This window comes from Achromobacter sp. CSND-B12 (assembly GCF_052906545.1).
Window position 1 is genome coordinate 3,734,965 of record NZ_JBREGJ010000001.1, and the last position, 18,267, is coordinate 3,753,231.

Annotated in this window: 19 protein-coding genes; 12 read left to right on the forward strand and 7 right to left on the reverse strand. The window is 67.6% G+C overall.

Annotated elements, in window-relative coordinates:
• Window positions 1-3: 3 nt before the first annotated feature.
• Entirely contained in the window at window positions 4-669 is a 666-nt protein-coding gene (gene thiE / locus ACUTAG_RS17535) for a thiamine phosphate synthase (RefSeq protein ID WP_058665305.1), read from the reverse strand.
• A complete protein-coding gene (locus tag ACUTAG_RS17540; RefSeq protein ID WP_349666361.1) occupies window positions 666-1,511 on the reverse strand; it encodes a bifunctional hydroxymethylpyrimidine kinase/phosphomethylpyrimidine kinase in 846 nt (281 codons plus the stop codon). Before ACUTAG_RS17540 ends, thiE begins: the two co-directional genes overlap by 4 nt.
• A gap of 119 nt (window positions 1,512-1,630) precedes the next feature.
• Between ACUTAG_RS17540 and ACUTAG_RS17545 the strand changes: the two genes are divergently transcribed.
• The 6 genes from ACUTAG_RS17545 to ACUTAG_RS17570 all read left to right on the forward strand — a co-directional run bounded on the left by ACUTAG_RS17545 (window position 1,631) and on the right by ACUTAG_RS17570 (window position 5,951).
• Complete coding sequence (locus ACUTAG_RS17545; RefSeq protein ID WP_003814980.1) at window positions 1,631-1,795, forward strand: rubredoxin; 165 nt, start codon at window positions 1,631-1,633, stop codon at window positions 1,793-1,795.
• Between the two features lie 127 nt (window positions 1,796-1,922).
• Window positions 1,923-2,510 carry a YqgE/AlgH family protein gene (locus ACUTAG_RS17550; protein ID WP_006388575.1) on the forward strand — a complete coding sequence of 196 codons (588 nt, stop codon included), beginning with the start codon at window positions 1,923-1,925 and terminating at the stop codon, window positions 2,508-2,510.
• Window positions 2,503-2,904 carry a Holliday junction resolvase RuvX gene (ruvX, locus tag ACUTAG_RS17555; protein WP_006388576.1) on the forward strand — a complete coding sequence of 134 codons (402 nt, stop codon included), beginning with the start codon at window positions 2,503-2,505 and terminating at the stop codon, window positions 2,902-2,904. The genes ACUTAG_RS17550 and ruvX overlap by 8 nt, the downstream gene beginning before the upstream one ends.
• 19 nt (window positions 2,905-2,923) lie before the next feature.
• Entirely contained in the window at window positions 2,924-3,913 is a 990-nt protein-coding gene (locus ACUTAG_RS17560) for an aspartate carbamoyltransferase (protein ID WP_020925289.1), read from the forward strand.
• Entirely contained in the window at window positions 3,910-5,214 is a 1,305-nt protein-coding gene (locus ACUTAG_RS17565) for a dihydroorotase (RefSeq protein ID WP_446650253.1), read from the forward strand. Before ACUTAG_RS17560 ends, ACUTAG_RS17565 begins: the two co-directional genes overlap by 4 nt.
• Window positions 5,211-5,951, forward strand: a complete 741-nt coding sequence (locus ACUTAG_RS17570) for a lysophospholipid acyltransferase family protein (protein ID WP_047993570.1) — start codon at window positions 5,211-5,213, stop codon at window positions 5,949-5,951. The genes ACUTAG_RS17565 and ACUTAG_RS17570 overlap by 4 nt, the downstream gene beginning before the upstream one ends.
• 225 nt (window positions 5,952-6,176) lie before the next feature.
• Here ACUTAG_RS17570 and ACUTAG_RS17575 read toward each other — a convergent pair whose 3' ends face one another.
• Window positions 6,177-7,532, reverse strand: a complete 1,356-nt coding sequence (locus ACUTAG_RS17575) for an IS110 family transposase (RefSeq protein WP_148316867.1) — start codon at window positions 7,530-7,532, stop codon at window positions 6,177-6,179.
• 979 nt (window positions 7,533-8,511) lie between these two features.
• Window positions 8,512-9,408, reverse strand: coding sequence for a LysR family transcriptional regulator (locus tag ACUTAG_RS17580; protein ID WP_006388580.1), 897 nt, complete (start codon window positions 9,406-9,408; stop codon window positions 8,512-8,514).
• A 166-nt stretch (window positions 9,409-9,574) separates the two neighbouring features.
• Between ACUTAG_RS17580 and ACUTAG_RS17585 the strand changes: the two genes are divergently transcribed.
• The 6 genes from ACUTAG_RS17585 to ACUTAG_RS17610 all read left to right on the forward strand — a co-directional run bounded on the left by ACUTAG_RS17585 (window position 9,575) and on the right by ACUTAG_RS17610 (window position 14,528).
• Window positions 9,575-10,249: an RraA family protein gene (locus ACUTAG_RS17585; protein ID WP_006388581.1), complete on the forward strand. Its 675-nt coding sequence runs from the start codon at window positions 9,575-9,577 to the stop codon at window positions 10,247-10,249.
• On the forward strand, window positions 10,246-11,463 hold the full coding sequence (locus ACUTAG_RS17590; protein WP_148319511.1) for an aminotransferase class I/II-fold pyridoxal phosphate-dependent enzyme: 1,218 nt from the start codon (window positions 10,246-10,248) through the stop codon (window positions 11,461-11,463). Before ACUTAG_RS17585 ends, ACUTAG_RS17590 begins: the two co-directional genes overlap by 4 nt.
• Before the next feature lie 68 nt (window positions 11,464-11,531).
• The gene (locus ACUTAG_RS17595; protein WP_054473862.1) at window positions 11,532-12,359 is read left to right on the forward strand and encodes an ABC transporter substrate-binding protein; all 828 of its coding nucleotides are present in this window, start codon (window positions 11,532-11,534) and stop codon (window positions 12,357-12,359) included.
• A gap of 28 nt (window positions 12,360-12,387) precedes the next feature.
• Entirely contained in the window at window positions 12,388-13,089 is a 702-nt protein-coding gene (locus ACUTAG_RS17600) for an amino acid ABC transporter permease (RefSeq protein WP_006388584.1), read from the forward strand.
• Entirely contained in the window at window positions 13,090-13,806 is a 717-nt protein-coding gene (locus tag ACUTAG_RS17605) for an amino acid ABC transporter permease (protein ID WP_020925283.1), read from the forward strand. It begins immediately after the preceding gene.
• Window positions 13,803-14,528, forward strand: a complete 726-nt coding sequence (locus tag ACUTAG_RS17610) for an amino acid ABC transporter ATP-binding protein (protein WP_006388587.1) — start codon at window positions 13,803-13,805, stop codon at window positions 14,526-14,528. Before ACUTAG_RS17605 ends, ACUTAG_RS17610 begins: the two co-directional genes overlap by 4 nt.
• A gap of 901 nt (window positions 14,529-15,429) precedes the next feature.
• On the opposite strand, the gene ACUTAG_RS17615 is transcribed toward ACUTAG_RS17610, so the two are convergent.
• The 3 genes from ACUTAG_RS17615 to mtgA form a co-directional block, all read right to left on the reverse strand.
• Complete coding sequence (locus ACUTAG_RS17615) at window positions 15,430-16,263, reverse strand: symmetrical bis(5'-nucleosyl)-tetraphosphatase (protein WP_024067673.1); 834 nt, start codon at window positions 16,261-16,263, stop codon at window positions 15,430-15,432.
• The gene (gene lptG / locus ACUTAG_RS17620; protein WP_006388589.1) at window positions 16,260-17,438 is read right to left on the reverse strand and encodes an LPS export ABC transporter permease LptG; all 1,179 of its coding nucleotides are present in this window, start codon (window positions 17,436-17,438) and stop codon (window positions 16,260-16,262) included. The genes ACUTAG_RS17615 and lptG overlap by 4 nt, the downstream gene beginning before the upstream one ends.
• 91 nt (window positions 17,439-17,529) lie before the next feature.
• Window positions 17,530-18,264, reverse strand: a complete 735-nt coding sequence (gene mtgA / locus ACUTAG_RS17625) for a monofunctional biosynthetic peptidoglycan transglycosylase (RefSeq protein WP_006388590.1) — start codon at window positions 18,262-18,264, stop codon at window positions 17,530-17,532.
• Between the last annotated feature and the right edge of the window lie 3 nt (window positions 18,265-18,267).

Genomic DNA, 18,267 nt, shown 5'->3' on the forward strand with positions numbered 1-18,267 from the left:
CGATCAAGGCTTCAGGTTGCGGTTGATGGAGTACGGCGCGGCGCAGGCCGCGGCGGCGGCGCGGATGGCGGGCGCCTCGAACAGGCCGGTGATGACGGCGATCGAGTCGGCGCCGGCCGCGGCCACCTGCGCCGCGTTCTCGGGCGTGATGCCGCCGATGGCGACCACCGCGGGGCGCGGCGCGTCGCGTTGCTCGACCAGCGCGCGGGCCTCGGTCAGGACCGACAGCGGCGCGCGCACGGTGTCCGGCTTGACGCGCGAGGCGAACATGGCGCCGAACGCGATGTAGTCGGCGCCGGCGTCCAGCAGCTCGCGGGCGCGGTCCAGGTCGTCGTAGCTGGAGCCGCCCAGGATCAGGTCGGGGCCGGCCTCGGCGCGGATGCGGGCCAGGCTGTCGTCGTCGCGGCCGACGTGGGCGCCGTCGGCCCCGACCTCCAGCGCCAGGCGCCAGTCGTCATTGATGAGGAACACCACGCCCAGCTCGCGGCACAGCGGCGCCAGGGCGCGCGCCTGCTCGGCGCGCACCGCGTCGGGCACGTCCTTGCGGCGCAGTTGCAGCGCCCGCATGCCGCCCTCGGCGGCCTGGCGCACCGCGCGCATCAGGCGCTCGGTGTCGTCCCATTCGGGGGTGACGCCGTACAGGCCGGCGGGAAAACGCAGGGCTTTCATTGCGGTTGGATCCGGTTGGGAATGCGCCGGCCCATGCCCGGCAGGAAGCTGGCGGCGACCGCCGCGTCGGCGTGGGCCAGGCCCTGGCGCACCGCCTCGGGCATTTCCAGGCCGCGCGCCAGCAGGGCGGTGATGGCGGTGGCCGCCAGGCCGCCCGCATCGCCGTTGCGGTCGGGCGGCGTCTGCCACGGCAGGGTGGTGGTCTGGCCGTTGGGGCCGAGCAGCACGTTGGCATGGTGGCCGGGCCGTTGCGGGCTGCCCAGCACCAGCACCCATTCGGCGCCGGCCGCCACCAGGGCGTGCATCGGCGACGGTGCGTCCCCGATATCGATGTCGCCGTCGGCATGCCATTGCGCCAGGCGCAGGTGTTCGACGATCAGCAAATCGGTCTGCGGCAGCACCAGTTCAAGAACGGCTGCCAGCAGATCGTCGGCCTCGTCCTCGTCGGCGGCGTCGGCCGGCACCTGGGCGCGCTGGCCCAGGTGCAGCACCAGCGGCACCTGGCTGTAATCGGCCGCTACCTGTGCGGCCACGCTTGCCGTTTCGGCGGTGTATAGTCCGCCCACCTTGATCGCCTGCACCGACATGTCTTCGAGCAGGCAGCGAGCCTGGTCGTCGAGCAGGTCGGGCGACACGGGATGGATTTCTTCGATGCCGGCGGTATCCTGCACGGTCAGCGCCGTGACGGCCGCCAAGCCATGACAGCCCAGGCGGGCGCAGGTGACGGCATCCGCGGGCAAGCCGTCGGCGCCCGAAGGATCGAGCGGGCCGAAGACCAAAACGAGAGGGGGAGTAACGGGGGCCACGTGGACAGCGCTAGAGTAAGGGTGCCCGGACTCAATTGCGAAGAATCAGGGGAACCCCTATTGGGTTTCGGTAAGATTGTCCCCATTCTAATGGATGCCTCCCGCCTTTGCCCCGTAGCGGGGACGACGGCAGGGATTTGATGTAAGAGAGAACTATGCGTACTTGGATGTGTCTGATTTGTGGCTGGGTTTACGACGAAGAGGCAGGCCTGCCCGACGAAGGCATCGCGCCCGGCACCCGCTGGGAAGATGTGCCGCCGAACTGGGTCTGTCCTGAATGCGGCGCCCGCAAAGAGGACTTCGAACTGATGGAAATCTGATCCGCAGCGCCGACGTATTCCGCCAAGGCTTGCAACGAGGCGAGGCCATGTCCACCCCGCGCTCCCGACGGGCCACGCCAGTGCGGCGGGCCCCCGGTTCTATCAGACTACCCACAGAGGGGTTGCCATGACGGAAAAACACCACGAAGAAACCACCACGCAGGCCGCCAACTTCGCCAACCAGTTCCTGATCGCCATGCCCGGCATGGTCGAGGGCAGCCTGGCCGGCTCGGTCATCTATATCTGCGAACACTCCGAACGCGGCGCGTTGGGCCTGGTCATCAACCGGCCCACGGACCTGACGCTCGGCACGCTGTTCGAGCGCATCGACCTGGCGCTGGAAATCGGCCCGGTCAAGGACACGCTGGTGTTCTTCGGCGGCCCGGTGCAGACCGACCGCGGCTTCGTGCTGCACGCGCCGGCCGGCGACTACAGCTCCAGCATCAAGCTGGGCGCCATGGCCCTGACCACTTCGCGCGACGTGCTGCAGGCCGTGGCCGACGGCAACGGCCCGGCCCGCATGCTGGTCACGCTGGGGTACGCCGGCTGGGGCGCCGGCCAGCTCGAAAGCGAGATGGGCCAGAACGCCTGGCTGTCGGTCGGCGCCGACGACCACATCATCTTCGACGTGCCGCCCGAGGATCGCTACCCCGCCGCGCTCAAGCTGCTGGGCATCGATCCCGTGATGCTGGCCGGCGACGCGGGCCATGCCTGAAGAAACCCTGCTGGCGTTCGACTTCGGCGAGAAGAAGATCGGCGTGGCCATCGGCAATACGCTGACGCGCCACGCGCGGCCGCTGGAAATCATCTTCAGCGAAGTGCGTGATGTGCGTTTCGCGCGCATCGAGGCGCTGCTGCGGGAATGGCAACCGCATCGCGTGGTGGTCGGCCTGGCGCTCGATGCCGATGGCGGCGAGCAGCCCGCCACCGCGCGCTGCCGCCGCTTCGCCAATCAGCTGCACGGCCGCTTCGGCGTCGCGGTGGAACTGGTCGACGAGCGCGGCTCCAGCATGGAGGCGCAACGCCTGCTCGGCACGCACGCGGCCGACGACGCCATGGCCGCGGCCGTCATCCTGCAACGCTACCTGGACAAGCCGCCGGCGCCTTGACGCCGACGCCGGCCCGCCCATGCTCAATCCGCAACTCGACCGCCGTGGCGAACTGATTCATCTGCTGACCACGGAAGGGTTGCCGCGCCGCCATGTCGAGCGGCTGCTCGACATGGCGGCGCGTTTTGCCGATGGCTCGCAGCCCGCCGCGCCCGCCGCCGACTTGCCATTGTTCCTGAGCCTGCCGGCCGGCGACATCGACCTGCGCCAGGGTTTCGAGGCCGCCGCGGGCCAGTTGGGCCTGCGGCCGGTGCCGCTCGCGGGCAGCGCGGGCGTCGATGCGGGCGTGGATCAAGGCCATGGCGTGGGCGCCGGGGCTCCACCCTCGACGCATGCTCCCGCCGCGCCGTCGCCCGCCGCCGTTGCCGCCGGCCTGCCGGCCGGCATCCTGGTGCTGCGGCATCCCGCCAGCGGCGCGGCCGTCTGTGCCGCCGGCGCCCAGGCGCCCGGCCTGCGCATCATCAACGCTGGCGACGGCGCCCATGCCGACCCGCTGCCGGCCCTTGCCCGGGTGCAGGCGATGCTGCGCGCCAAACGCGATCTGACCAACCTGGCCGTGGCGCTGGTGGGCGACATTCGCCATAGCGCCGTGGCTCGCAGCCTGATCCATGCCATGACCACGCTGGGCGTGCCGGAAGTGCGCGCCACCGCGCCGCGCACCCTGCTGCCCGATGGCCTGCCGCAACTGGGCGTACGGGCCTGCGGCACGCTGCGCGAATGCCTGGCCGACGCCGATGTCGTGATCGTGCTGCCGCTGCGCGCCGAACGCATGAGCGGCGCGCTGCTGCCGTCGGCCAGGGACTACGCGGCCGCCTGCGGAGTGACGCCGGCCCGCCTGGCCGTGGCGAAAGCCGACTTCCTGCTGTTGCCCGCCGGCCGCTTGACGCCCGGCATCGAGATCGACGGCGACATCGGCGCCGGCCTGCCCGACACCGAGGCCAGCCTGGCGCGATCCGAACGCGATCTGCGCCTGGCCGCCCTGAGCGTGCTGGCAGGAGGCGCCGCATGAGGCTGCACATCGCCAACGGCCGCCTGATCGATCCGGCCCACGGCCGCGACGGCCAGCAAGACCTGTTCATTGCCCACGGCCGCGTGGTCGCGAGCGGCCAGGCGCCGGACGGCTTCCAGGCCGACCGGCGCATCGACGCGGCCGGCCTGGCCGTGTTGCCAGGCCTGGTGGACCTGTCGGCGCGCCTGCTGCGCCAGGACAGCGGCGCGCCGGCGGACTCGCGCCTGTCCAGCGCCGAGTTGCGCGCAGCCCTGGCTGGTGGCGTAACCACGCTGGCCATGCCCCCGGATGCCGACGCGCCGCTGGACGAGCCGGCCAAGGTCGAGGCGCTGCTGCGCGAAGCGCCGTCCGGCCACGGCAGGGTGCTGCCGATCGGCGCGTTGACAGTCGGCCTGCGCGGCGAAACCCTGGCGGAAATGGGCCTGCTGGCGCAGGCGGGCTGCCCGGCGTTCTCGCCGGGCGAGTGCGGCATCGCCGATACGCGGGTGCTGTGGGGCGCCATGCGCTACGCCGCGGGGCTGGGCCTGGCATTGTGGCTGCGGCCGCAGGACCCATGGCTGGCGCAGGGCGCCGTGGTCGCCGCCGGCGCCTACGCCGACCGTCTCGGCCTGCCGGGCCTGCCGCCGCAGGCCGAGGCGCTGGCCCTGCAAACGATTTTCGAGCTGCAACGCGCCACGGGCGCGCGTGTCCATCTGTCGCGCCTGTCGACCGCCGGCGGCTTGGAACTGTTGCGCGCCGCGCGCCGCGAGGGACTGCCGGTCAGCGCGGACGTTTCGGCCAACAGCCTGCACCTGACCGATGTGGACATCGGTTATTTCAATACCGATTTCCACCTGCGCCCGCCGCTGCGCGGCCAGCGCGACCGCGATGCGATCCAGGCGGCGTTGCGCGAGGGGCTGGTGGAGGCGCTGTGCTCGGATCACGCGCTGGTGGACGACGCGGGCAAGGCCCTGCCGTTTCCCTATTCGCAACCCGGCGCCACGGGCCTGGAATTGCTGTTGTCGCTGACGCTGAAATGGGCCCGCGACAGCCGCCTGCCGCTGACGCAGGCGCTGGCCCGGGTGACCGCGGGGCCGGCGGCGCTGCTGCGCGGCCTGTCACCGGCCTTGTCCGGCCTGGGCGAGCTGGGCGTGGGCGCGCCCGCGGATCTGTGCCTGGTGGACCTGGAAACCGAATGGCTGGTGGCGCCCGGCGCCCTGCAAAGCCAAAGCCGCCATACGCCGTTCGCGGGTATGATGCTGCCCGGCCGTGTCCGCGCCACCCTGGTGGGTGGCAACCCGGCCTGGGAGACCCCTGCTTGAAGCTGCTGCGCTTTGTCCTTCGCCTGATGCTGGTGGTGCCGTTGATCGTCTTCGGCCTGCTGTGCGTGGGCCTGGTGTATCCGCTACTGCGCCCGAAGTCGCGGGCCTGGCTCAATCGAACCTGGTCGCGCTGCCTGATGGCGGCCTGTGGCCTGCGGGTCGTCTTCAAGGGCGAGCCGCGCATGACGGGTCCAGTACTGCTGGTGGCGAACCACGTTTCCTGGATCGACATCTTCGTGCTGAATTCGGCGCGGGCGACGTCGTTCGTGGCCAAGAGCGAGATCCGCAGCTGGCCGGTGATCGGCTGGCTGGTGGCGGGCGCGGGCACGCTGTTCATCGAACGCGGCCAACGCCACGCGGTGCACGCGATGGGCGAGTCGATGCAGGCGCGCTTCAAGCTGGGCGACGCGGTGGGCCTGTTCCCGGAAGGCACGACCAGCGAGGGCTTCACGCTGCGTCCGTTCCACGCCAGCCTGTTCGAACCGGCTCGCGCGGCGGCGGTCGAGATCCAGCCGGTGGCGCTGCGCTTCCTGCAACACGGCGAACGCAGCGGTTTCGCGGCGTTCGTGGGGGAGGAAACGCTGGTGGCGAATCTGTGGCGGGTGATGGGGACGACGGGGCTGTCGGTGGAGGTGGTGTTCTTGCCGGTATTGGCAACGAAGCATGCCGATGGGACGTTGCCGACGCGGTTGGAGCTGTCGCATCAGGCTCGGGATGCTATTCAGGCGGTGCTTTGAGGTTTTTGTTGCTGCGGGCTTGGGGGGGGATTCTTGCTTGTGGCGGGTTGTGTGTTTTTTTGGCGTCGGCGTTGTGCTTCGTAGGTCGCCCCTCGGTCGGGCGGACCCGGTGGCGGGCGCCCACGATTGCGGTCCGGAGCGTTCGCTCCGGACTTGCCTAGGCGGCCCCCCCCCTTCGTCATCCTCGTTGCCGCCTGGCGGCGGCTGCCTCTCAAGAAACTCCACTTAAGTCATTGATACCTCGTTGGTTTCTCCTGAGGCGGTTAACGGAACCAAGCTGTAGCCCATGGTCTCTGCACGTTTTGTCAGGTGATGCAGGACGCGTTGGCGGTGGCGTTCTTTGTAGTACAGCTCACCTTGGTCCACGTATTCGGACCCTTTGGTCAGTAGGGTGTAAATCAGTCGAGCCAGTTTGTGCGCGGCTGCGGTGATGGCGCGCCGCTTGTCCAGGCGAGCGCACAGCCTTCGGTAGTAGGCGCCCAAAGCGGACTGGCTGTGGCGTAGCGCCATTGCCGCCAGACGCAGGGCCTGTGCGGCGCGGTTGGGTGAGCGTTTGGTGGCGCCGTTCAGAACCTTGCCTCCGGAGATGCGTGTGCCCGGGCACAAGCCTAACCACGAAGCGAAGTGCTTGGCCGAAGGGAAGCGGTTCATGTCCGGACCGACCTCGGCCAGGACGGTAAAGGCAGTCATCTCGTCGATGCCGTTGATGCGGGTCAGGTCCACGCCGCACATGGCAAATAGATGCGTGCGCAGATCGAAGGCCATGGCCTTTTTGGGCCAGCGGCGCTGCGACTTGCCCGGATCGCCGTCATGGCGGTGCAGTTTGTGCAGTTCGGCTTGGATGTGCTGATCGCAATCGTTGAGCAGTTGTTGATAGGTGTCGTACAGGGCCAGCGCTTGCCGCAGCGCGAACAAGTGCTCGTGACGCCAGTTGCCTTGCAGCGCGGCAGCGATATCGTCCTCGCTGGCTTTGACCTGGCGCTTCTTCAGGCGGGCCAGTGCATGCGGGTCGCGCTCGCCGCCGACGATGGCGCGGATGATGGCCTGACCGGTGACCCCGACGATGTCGGACAGCACTTGCGTGAGCTGAATGTTCATCTGGGCAAGTGCCTTCTGCATGTGCTGCACGTGGCGCACCTGCGAGGCAAGCAGCATCTCGCGCTGGCGCGAGAACTCGCGCAAGACGCAAATCTCGTCAGAGGGACGGAAGGCGCCGGCCAACAGGCCATAGCTCATGAGCTGTTGCAGCCACTGGCAGTCCAGGACATCGGACTTGCGGCCCGAGACGTTCTTCACGTGACGGGCGTTGACCAGGTAAACGTTGAAACCCTGGCTATCGAGCAGCTCGTAAAGCGGGATCCAGTAAACGCCGGTGGACTCCATGGCCACGGCGGTAACGCCGCAGTCCTTGAGCCATTGCGCTAGGCGATACAAATCGGCCGTAAAGCTCTTGAACTCGCGGACAGGTTGGTCGTCGCGGTCATGAGGCACGGCGACGAAGTGGCTGGCCGACCCGATGTCGATGCCCGCGGCATCGGGATGGGCCAGGCTTAGGGTTGCATCGGACTTGCGAGGTGACATGGCTTGCTCCATCATCGCTAACGGAATGCCGCCAGGCATGGGTACGTCGTTGTACTCACTCTCTCAAACGGGATGCACGCGCTAAGCGTGTGCTCACCAATGTCGGTGACGTCACCCGGGGCCATGCTTCAGTACGGGCGTGGGCAAACACGCACCATTGGAAGGTCGGTCTTTACCTGAGCGGCATTCCACCTTGCCACAGGTGCAGCCACGAAGACAGTTTCTTCGTCACGGGCGTCGTGAATGACGACTATTGGGCTTCGGATTCCCTCGGGCGCATCGAGGTTGCCCGCCACCGGGTCCGCCCGCCCGAGGGGCTACGTGTGTCTAGGCTTGTCGCGCTGCTAGACCTGTGTGCGGGGAATGGAATCTGCGGGGCTGCCAGTTGCGGCCGCGCGGGCGGCCACAACTGGCGTCTGTTCATTTGAAAGTGTTGCGGGTGCGCTGCGCGCTGGCGGCGAGCGGTTTTCTAATGATTCCGCACGTCAGGGGGGAGGGGCGGTGGTGGTCGGCGCGGCATCAGACATGTTGCGCGTGACGACCTCTCGCGCCGACCACAAACAGGCGTGGTGCCAGCAGACTTTCAATAGCAAACTATTCCGCCGCGCCCACACGCGAGAGCGTCACCACCCCGACGCAAGACGCCGCGTAAGCCGCAAAAGGCCGCCCGCGCGGCCGGCTTGCGGCGGGCCCCGCAAGGCCCTCCCTCCAGCCCCGATGTGCGCCAAAACGCCAAGCACACCGTCCGCCCCAAAGCCCGAGGCTAAGCCTCATCGCGAGCGCGTGGCGGGGTCGGTGGGGGATGGCGGGGCGTGTAGATGCGCCCGGCGGAAACCGTAGGGAGCCGAAGGCGGACGAGGTTGAGCCCGGGGCAGTCCGGAGCGAACGCTCCGGACCGCAATCGTAGCCCCGCCATCCCCCACCGACCCCGCCACGCGCGCCTCAAGAACCCAACCCCGCGACACAAAAAAAACCCGCCTCAATGCCGCCCATTAGAAGAAAAATCACAACAACTACGCGCCACCTCCGCCACACTCTCACAAAACGCGTCATCAGCCCCCTTCCGGTACATCGCGCAGTACACCGATTGCGGCGCCGCGGTGCTGGTCCGCGCTATCACCAGTTGCCTGGCGCTCACCATCTCCGCGAAATAATCCCGCGGCAGGCAGCTCACCCCGAAGCCGGCCGCGGTCAGGCCCGCCATGGCGATCAGGCTGTTGATGGTGAACATGTTGCTGGCCGGCGTATGGGGCTTGAGCCAGCCGTCGTAGATCATGTTCAGGCCCGACTCGCGGCTTTGCCGCAACAGCGGCAGGGCGGCGATGTCGGCGGGGGTGTAGACACGGCTCGGGTCGATCATGTCGGGGCTGCCCATCCAGGCGAACTCCAGCCGCTGCAACGCCACGACCTGCAGCCCGGGCTCGGCGAATTCGCCGTGCAGGAATGCCATGTCCAATTGTCCGGCCTGCAATCGCTTCTGCAGGTCCGCGCCCAGGTCGATATGCGGCTCCAGCGTGATGCGCGGATAGTGCGCGCGCAGCAGGCGGATCAGGGCCGGCAGCCAGGTCATCGCGGTGATCTCGGTGATGCCGAAGCGGAACGTGCCGGTCAGCGTGTGCTGGCCCTTCAGGCGCACCAGCAGCCGGTCGCGGTGGCCCAGCATTTCCTCGGCCAGCGCATAGACCTCGTGGCCGCGCGCGGTCAGTTCGGCGCGGTGCCCGGAGCGGTCGAACAGGGCCACGTCGAAGTCCGCCTCCAGCTCCTGGATGCGCTTGGTGATGGCCGACTGGGTGGTGTGCAGCTTCTGCGCCGACGCCGAGAACGTGCCCAGGCGCACGGTCCAGTAGAGCGCCTCGATCTGTTTGAAGGTCAGCATGCGGGGTTCCGCGAGACAGTCTGATTCATTCCGAAATTTCCGATAAGGGCTAACCCCTATATTCCTAAAAGGGATGAAGTTCGTGGAAATTTAATCCCTTTTTCGGATTGCCGAAAGCGCCGACCATTCGGTCTGACTCATTCGATTCAGGACTACGCAGACCGCCATGGCCACCCTCATCACCGGCACGCGCATATTGCCGGCCGCTCCCGTTGCCCCCGATTCCATCCTGCAGGCGCTGGCCGGCATCGTCACGCCGCATCTCAGCGACAACCTGGCGCGCCGCGAAGGCATCGCCGGGCTGCATCGCTACAACCGCGCCGGCAAGCTGGTCGGCACCGCCCTCACCGTCAAGACCCGGCCCGGCGATAACCTGATGATCTACAAGGCCATGATGCAGGTGCAGCCCGGCCACGTGCTGGTGGTGGACGCCGGCGGCGACCTGTCCAACGCCGTGCTGGGCGAGATCATGAAACGCTACCTGCAGGCGCACGGCTGCGCCGGCGTGGTGGTGGACGGCGCCATTCGCGACGTCGGTGCGTTCGAGGCCGACGCGTTTCCCTGCTATGCGCGCGGCCACATCCACCGCGGCCCCTACAAGGACGGCCCGGGCGAGGTCAACGTGCCCGTGTCCATCGGCGGCCAGGTGATCCACCCCGGCGACATCGTCGTGGGCGACGAGGACGGCCTGGTGAGTTTCGCGGCCGACGAGGCGCCTGCGCTGATCGCGGCGGCGCGCGCGCATGCCGACAAGGAGGCGCGCATCATGGCCGAGATCGACGCCGGCGCGCGTACGCAAAGCTGGATGCAGGCTGCCTTCGCCGCCAAGGGGCTGGCATGAGCGGCGCCGATACCTTGCTGCTGGCGGCGCGCGCCCGCGCCATCAAGCCTTCGCCCAGCATGGCTGCCAAGACCCGGGTGGATCAATTGCGGGCGCAGGGGCGCGACATCATCGACTTCACCGTGGGCGAGCCCGACCTGCCGACGCCGGCGCACATCGTGCAGGCCGGCATCGATGCGCTGAACAGCGGCGACATCCGCTACACCGCGTCGGCCGGCTCGCGGCCGCTGCTGGAAGCGGCGCGCGCCAAGTTCCAGCGCGAGAACGGGCTGGATTATGCGATCGATGAGTTGATCGTCGGCGTGGGCGCCAAGCAACTGCTATACACCGCGCTGGCCGCCACCGTGCAGGCCGGCGACGAGGTCATCATTCCCGCGCCGTACTGGGTCTCGTATCCCGACATGGTGCTGGTCAATGACGGCACGCCGGTGGTGGTGGCGTGCCCGGAGGCCGACGGCTTCAAGCTCACGCCCGAGGCGCTGGAACGCGCCATCACGCCGCGCACCAAGTGGCTGCTGTTGAACACGCCATCCAATCCGACCGGCGCGATGTACAGCGCGGCGGAACTGCGCGCGCTGGCCGACGTGCTGGCGCGCCATCCCCAGGTCTGGCTGATGACCGACGAGATCTACGAGCATCTGGCCTATGGCGACGAGCGCCACGCCTCGCCGGCCGCCGTCGCGCCGGAACTGGCAAGCCGCACGCTGACGATCAACGGCGTTTCCAAGGCCTACGCGATGACCGGCTGGCGCCTGGGCTATGCCGGCGGCCCCAAGACGCTGGTCAAGGCCATGGCCACGCTGATCTCGCAAAGCACCAGCTGCGTCAGCGCCATCAGCCAGGCCGCCGCGCGCGTGGCATTGAGCGCCGACCAGGCCTGCGTCGGCGAGGCAGCCGCCGTGTTCCACGCGCGCCGCGACCGCATCGTGACGCTGCTGGACGCGGTGCCGGGCATCCGCTGTCCGCGGCCGCAGGGCGCGTTCTACGTCTACCCCAACGTCGAAGGCCTGTTGGGACGACGCACGCCGGCCGGCGCGTTGATGCGCACCGACCTGGACGTGGTCATGTTCCTGCTGGACGAGGCCGGCGTCGCGGTGCTGGACGGCACGGCCTACGGCCTGTCGCCCTACCTGCGCCTGAGCTTCGCCACTTCGATGGACAACATCGAGGAAGGCTGTCGCCGCATCGCCCAGGCCTGCGGCCGGCTGACCTGAATCCGACGGCCCCGCGCAGGGGCCGCCATTGTTGGCAGTACCCATACCTATATTTCAAGGGAATCGACATGAAGCACTGGATCATCACCTGCGCGGCCGCCATCGGCCTGGCCGCCACCCTGGCGCCCGCGGCCCACGCGGACACGCTGCAGGACATCAAGGCGCGCGGCAAATTCATCTGCGGCACCATGGGCACGGCCGAACCGTTCAGCTTCCAGGACCCCAAGACCCGCGCCATCGTCGGCTACGAGGTCGACATGTGCCAGGCGGTGGCCGACAGCCTGGGCGTGCCGCTGGAACTCAAGCTGATCGCGGTCGAGGCCCGCATTCCCGAACTGATCGCCGGCCGCGTCGACGTGGTCGCGGCCAACCTGGGCTGGAGCCCCGAGCGGGCGCAGCAGATCGACTATTCGCATCAGCATTTCGTGAGCCTGCAGAAGGTGCTGGCGCGTGAATCGGACAAGGACCTGAAGGCGCCCGCCGACCTGGCCGGCAAGCGCGTCAGCGCGGTGCGCGGCTCCTCGTCGGAACAAGGCGCGCGCAAGTTCATCCCCAACGTCGAGCCGGTGACCTTCAAGGACCCCAGCGGCGCCTTCCTGGCGTTGCAGCAGGGCAAGGTCAGCGGCTTTGTCGGCTCCGAGCTGATGCTGGTCAAGCTCAAACAGCAGGCCGCGACCAGCGCAGTGCCGGCCAAGATCCTCGAACCCGCGCTGTTCGTGGAGCCGTGGGGCATGGGCGTGCGCCGCGGCGATACCGCGATGCTGAACCAGGTGAATAAGGTGCTGGACGGCCTGGAAGCCTCGGGCAAGGCGACCCAGATCTTCGACAAGTGGTTCGGCGCCGGCACCCAGTTCAACATGAAGCGCGACTTCCGCATCGAAGCGATCAAGGGTTGACGCGCCGCGCGCGCCGGAGCCTTCGCCGATGCATTATGTCTTCGACTTCTCCGCCATCTTCCAGGGGGAGTACCCGGCCTGGCTGCTCAGGGGGCTCGTCACCACCCTGGCGCTGGCCGGACTGGCCTGGATCCTGGCGTTCCTGGTGGGCAGCCTGCTGGCGGTCATCCGCCTGACGGGCTCGCCCGTGGCCAACGCGTTGATCGCGCTTTACGTGGCCTTCCATCGCAACGTGCCGATGCTGGTGCACATCCTGTTCTGGTATTTCGGCGTGCCGGCCCTGCTGCCACAGGTCGCCACCGACTGGCTCAACACGCATGGCAGCGAGTTCATCCTGTCGTGCATCGCCATCGGCCTGGTGATGTCGGCCTATGTCTGCGAAGACCTGCGCAGCGCGGTGCGCGGCATCCCGCCGGGCCAGGTCGAGGCGGCGCGCGCGCTGGGCCTCGGTTTTCTGCGCACCATGCGCTGCGTGGTGCTGCCGCAGGCCTTCCGCATCGCCATCCCGCCGCTCTTGAACCAGACGCTGTTGCTGGTCAAGAACACCAGCCTGGCCATGGCCATCGGCGTGGCCGAGCTGACCGCCGCCGGCCGCGAGATCGAGAACTACACGTTCCGCACCTTCGAGGCCTACGCGGTGGTGACTGCGATCTACCTGCTGCTGTCGTTCCTGATCATGGGCGGCGGCGCGCTGCTGCAGCGGCGCTACCGTCCGCTGGGAGGCCATTGAATGTGGGATATCCTCAAAGACAACTGGCTGCTGCTGCTCATCGGCCAGTATCCGCATGGCCCGATCGGCGGCCTGGCCGCGACGCTGGGCCTGGCCGCCGTCAGCCTGGCGCTGGCCCTGCCTTGCGGCGTGCTGCTGGCGCTGGGCCGCATCAGCCCATACCGGGCGCTGCGCTGGCCGGCCTCGGCCATGGTGTACCTGGTGCGCGGCCTGCCGCTGCTGATGTTCATCTTCTGGGCCTACTTCTTCGTGCCGCTCATCATCGGCCGGCCGGTGGCGGGCACCACGACGATGGTGGTGGCGCTGGTGTGCTACGAAAGCGCCTACCTGGCCGAGATCATCCGCGCCGGCATCCAGGCGCTGCCCCCCGGCCAGCAGGAGGCCGGCCGCGCGCTCGGCCTGTCGTACATGCAGACCATGCGCCGGGTGATCCTGCCGCAGGCGCTCTACAACATGCTGCCCAGCATGCTGAGCCAGTTCGTCTCGACCGTGAAGGAAACCTCGCTGGCCTACGTGATCAGCGTGCAGGAACTGACGTACGCCGCCAACCAGATCAACAGCGTGCTGCTGACCAAACCGTTCGAAGTGTTCGCGTTGCTGGCGCTGACTTATTTCATCCTGAATTTCGGCCTGAGCGCCCTGGTGCACCTGACCGAAAAGCGCATCGGCAGCCGCCGCGCCGGCCGCGCACCCGTTCCCAAGGTGGTCCCGACATGATCCGATTTTCCGAAGTGCAGAAGTGGTACGGCGACTATCAGGCGCTGGCCGATGTGACCGCGCAGGTGCGCCGCGGCGAGGTGGTGGTGGTGTGCGGCCCGTCCGGATCGGGCAAGTCGACACTGATTCGCACCGTGAACCGATTGGAGCCCATCCAGAAGGGCGTGATCGAGGTCGATGGTCAGGACATCTACGGCGGCAAGGTGCACCTGGACACGCTGCGCAGCCACATCGGTTTCGTATTCCAGCAGTTCAACCTGTTTCCGCACCTGTCGGTGCTGGAGAACCTGATGCTGGCGCCGCTGCAACTGAAACGCGCCCGCCGTCCAGAGGCGCGCGAACGGGCGATGCAATTGCTCGACCGCGTTGGCCTGGCGCACAAGGCCGAGGCCTATCCGGCGCAGTTGTCCGGCGGCCAGCAGCAACGCGTGGCGATCGCGCGGGCGCTGGCGATGAATCCGCCGGTGATGCTGTTCGACGAGCCGACCAGCGCGCTGGATCCCGAGATGGTGGGCGAGGTGCTGCAGGTGATGAAGGGCCTGGCTCGCGACGGCATGACCATGGTGTGCGTGACGCACGAGATGGGGTTTGCGCGGGAGGTGGCCGATACGGTCTGGTTCATGGATGCGGGGCGGATCGTGGAGGTGGCTGGACCGGAGGCGTTTTTCGGTCGGCCGGAGACGGAGCGGGCGCGGAAGTTTCTGGCTGAGATTCGGAGGTGAACGGGGTGTTGCGTTTGGGGTTGGGTTCTTGAGGCGCGCGTGGCGGGGTCGGTGGGGGATGGCGGGGCTACGATTGCGGTCCGGAGCGTTCGCTCCGGACTGCCCCGGGCTCAACCTCGTACGCCTTCGGCTCCCTACGGTTTCCGCCGGGCGCATCTACACGCCCCGCCATCCCCCACCGACCCCGCCACGCGTTCGCGATGAGACGTAATGGCGGTCTCTGGGACGAGCGGTGTGCTTGGCGTTTTGGCGCACATCGGAGCTGGAGAGGAGGGTCTTGCGGGGCCCGCCGCAAGCCGGCCGCGCGGGCGGCCTTTTGCGGCTTACGCGGCGTTTTGCGTCGGGATGATGGCGCTCTCGCGTGTGGGAGAGACCAAATCGTTTGCTAGTGAAAGCCCGTTGGCATCACGACGGTTTGTGGTCGGCGCGAGAGGTCGTCCCGCGCAACATGCCTTATGTCGCGCCGACCACCACCGCCCCTCCCCCTGACGTGCGGAACCATTAGAAAACCGCCCACCGCCAGCGCGCAGCGCACCCGCAACACAGTCAAATGCACAGACGCCAGTTGTGGCCGCCCGCGCGGCCGCAACTGGCAGCCCCGCAGATTCCATTCCCTGCACACAGGTCTAGCAGCGCGACAAGCCTAGATACGCGTAGCCCCTCGGGCGGGCGGACCCGATGGCGGGCAACCTCGATGCGCCCGACGGAATCCGAAGGAGTCGCCGAAGGCGAGGACGAGGATGAGGATGGGGCAGTCCGGAGCGAACGCTCCGGACCGCAATCGTGGGCGCCCGCCATCGGGTCCGCCCGCCCGAGGGGCGACCTACGAAGATCAACGACGACGCCAAAAAAACACCAAACCCCAAAAGCAGCAGCAGAAAAAACCCGCCACCAAGCACAATCACTCAGCCAACGGATCCTGAAACTGCGAACACTTAACCTGCACCAGCTTCCGATCCTGCAACCGCAACGCCGTCAACGCCCCGCCCCATACGCATCCCGTATCCAGGCAGATCACATCCGGCCGCACCATCAGCCCCAGCGTCGACCAATGGCCGAACACCGTCGTCACGTTGCGCGTCGCGCGGTTCGGCACGTCGAACCACGGCACCAGGCCCGCCGGCCAGGCGCCCGGCGTCACCTTGGTCGCGAACTCCATATGGCCATTCGGCGTGCACAGGCGGATGCGCGTCAGCGCATTGATGATCACCCGCATCCGCTTGCCGCCCTTGTGGTCTTCCTTCCACGTGGCCGGCTCGTTGCCGTACATCTTCTGCAGCGCCTTCTGCCAGTTCGGGCCGCGCAGCGCATCCTGCACCTCGGCCGCCAGCGACAGCGTCTTGGCCACGTCCCACTTGGCCAGCGTGCCCGCGTGCACCATCAGGTGGTCCTGCTCGAAATGCGCCAGCGGCCGCGAGCGCAGCCAGTCGATCAGGTCGGCCGAATCCGGCGCCCGCAGGATCTCGTCCAGCGTGTCCGACTTGGACGGCTTGCGCACGCCCGCGGCGGCCGCCAGCAGGTGCAGGTCATGGTTGCCCAGCACCACCGTGGCGCGGTCACCCAGGTCGATGATGCGGCGCAGGGTCGCCAGCGATTGCGGGCCACGGTTGACCAGGTCTCCGGCGAACCAGAAGCGCGACTTCGGATCGCCGACCAGTTCGGGGTGGGACAGCAAGCGATCCAGCGGCGAGCAGCAACCTTGCACGTCGCCGATCATCCAGATACTGCCGTTCATGCGGGACTCTTGCTCCAGGGCCAACGTTGTTGGACGATACGGGTGATGGTGTGGCGGTACTCCATGTAGCTCATGGCGCCCAGCGCCAGGGCCATGGCGCCGATGTTCGGCCCCAGGGCGGTGAGCCAGGGCGGCCATTTGCCCAGCATGCCTACGTTCAGCGCCAGCTGGTTGAGCATGAAGAAGCCCACGCCCAGCAGGATGCCGATGAACACCTTGGCGCCCACGCCGCCACGGCGCGTCTGCATCAGGCCGATGGGGGCGGCGATGGTGATCATCACCAGCAACGTGAACGGATACGCCAGTTTGCGCCACAAGGCGACCACCTGTCGACCATATTGCAGCTGGTTGTTGCGCAAATAATCCACATAGTCCAGCAGCGTCACGATCGACATGCGCTCGGGGGTCAGGACCCGCGCCAGCAGGCGTTCCGCGCTCAGGGTGGTGTCGACCGTGCGCTCGGGCACCTTGACCACCACCGCCGGGGGATTCTTGGGCGGACGGGCGTCGGCCAGCGTCTCGGCGGCGTTGTCGTCCAGGCGGGTTTCCGAGACGTCCTTGAGGACCAGGTCGCCGTGGGCGAACAGGCCATTGGGCGCGGTCGACAGCACCGACAGCGTCAGGTCCTTCTTGAATTCGTAGAGGGTGACGCCGGTGACCTGGCCGTCGCCCTGCAGCGCGGCGATGTTGATGATGCGGGTGCCGCCGTTGGCCGTGGGTTCCTTGAACCAGTAGCCGCTGTTCAGGCGGTCGCCGCCGGCCTTGCCGCGGAACATCAGGTTGGCCTCGCCGGATTTCATCTCGGCCCAGGGGGTGACGTACTCGGACAGCAGGGCGGCCCCGATCATCAGCGGGATGGTGACGATCCAGAGCATGCGCAGCAGGCGCATGCCGCTGACGCCCGAGACCCGCAGGATCACCAGCTCGTTGCGCTGGGCCAGGCCGGCCAGGGCCAGGATGGCGCCGATCAGCAGGCCGATGGGCAGCAGGTCGTAAAGTCGGGTCGGGATGGCCAGCGCCTGCATGTACAGCAGGGCCATCATGGAGAACTTGTCACCCACGTTGTCCAGGTCGTCCACCAGTGCGAAGAACGTGAAAAGACCCAGCAGGGCCATAAGGACCACTGCGCAAGAGCGATAGATCTCGCGGGCCAGGTAGCGACGGGCGGTACGCATGTAAGGGACGAAGGAGCGCGTAAACGTGAAAGCTTAACAAATCCGGCCGCCCAAGGTGGGCGGGAATCGGTCCGGATGGCGGGTTTCCGTATCAGGGGATGTCGACCATCTGCATCCGCCGGGTCAGGGTGTACACGCGCGAGTTCAGGTAGTTGGAATTGCGGTGGCTGTCATAGAAGCGCGGATTGGGCAGCATGGCCGCCAGACGGGCCGACTGGCTGGCTCCCAGGTTGGCCGCCGGCACGTTGAAATAATGCCTGGCGGCCGCCTGGGCGCCGAACACGCCGGTGCCCCATTCCGCCACATTCAGGTACAGCTCCAGGATGCGTTCCTTGGTCATGACGTGTTCGATCATGTAGGTCAGCACCAGTTCCTGGCCCTTGCGCAGGTAGCTGCGGGAGCTGGACAGGAACAGGTTCTTGGCCAGCTGCTGGGTGATGGTCGAGCCGCCGCGCATCTTGCTGCGTCCGGCCGCTTCCTGTTTCTGGTTGTATTCCCAGGCCTTGCGGATGGCATCCCATTCGACGCCGTCGTGTTCCGTGAAGTTGGAATCCTCGGACGCCACCACCGCCCGCTTCAGGTTGCGGTTGATCTTGTCATAGGGCACCCACTCGTACTTCAGCTGGAAATCGGGGTTGCCGTCGCGCAGGCGCGCCAGTTCCTCGCGCATGATGGCGCTGCTGCCGGGGTTCTGGTAGTTGTACCAAACCACCAGTCCGAACAGCCAGAACTGGTAGAGCAGCACCGCGCACACCAGCGCCATCAGCGTGCCGGTGATGATACGGAACCAGGAGCGGCGCTTGCCGCTCTTGCCGCGGGCGGCCATGCC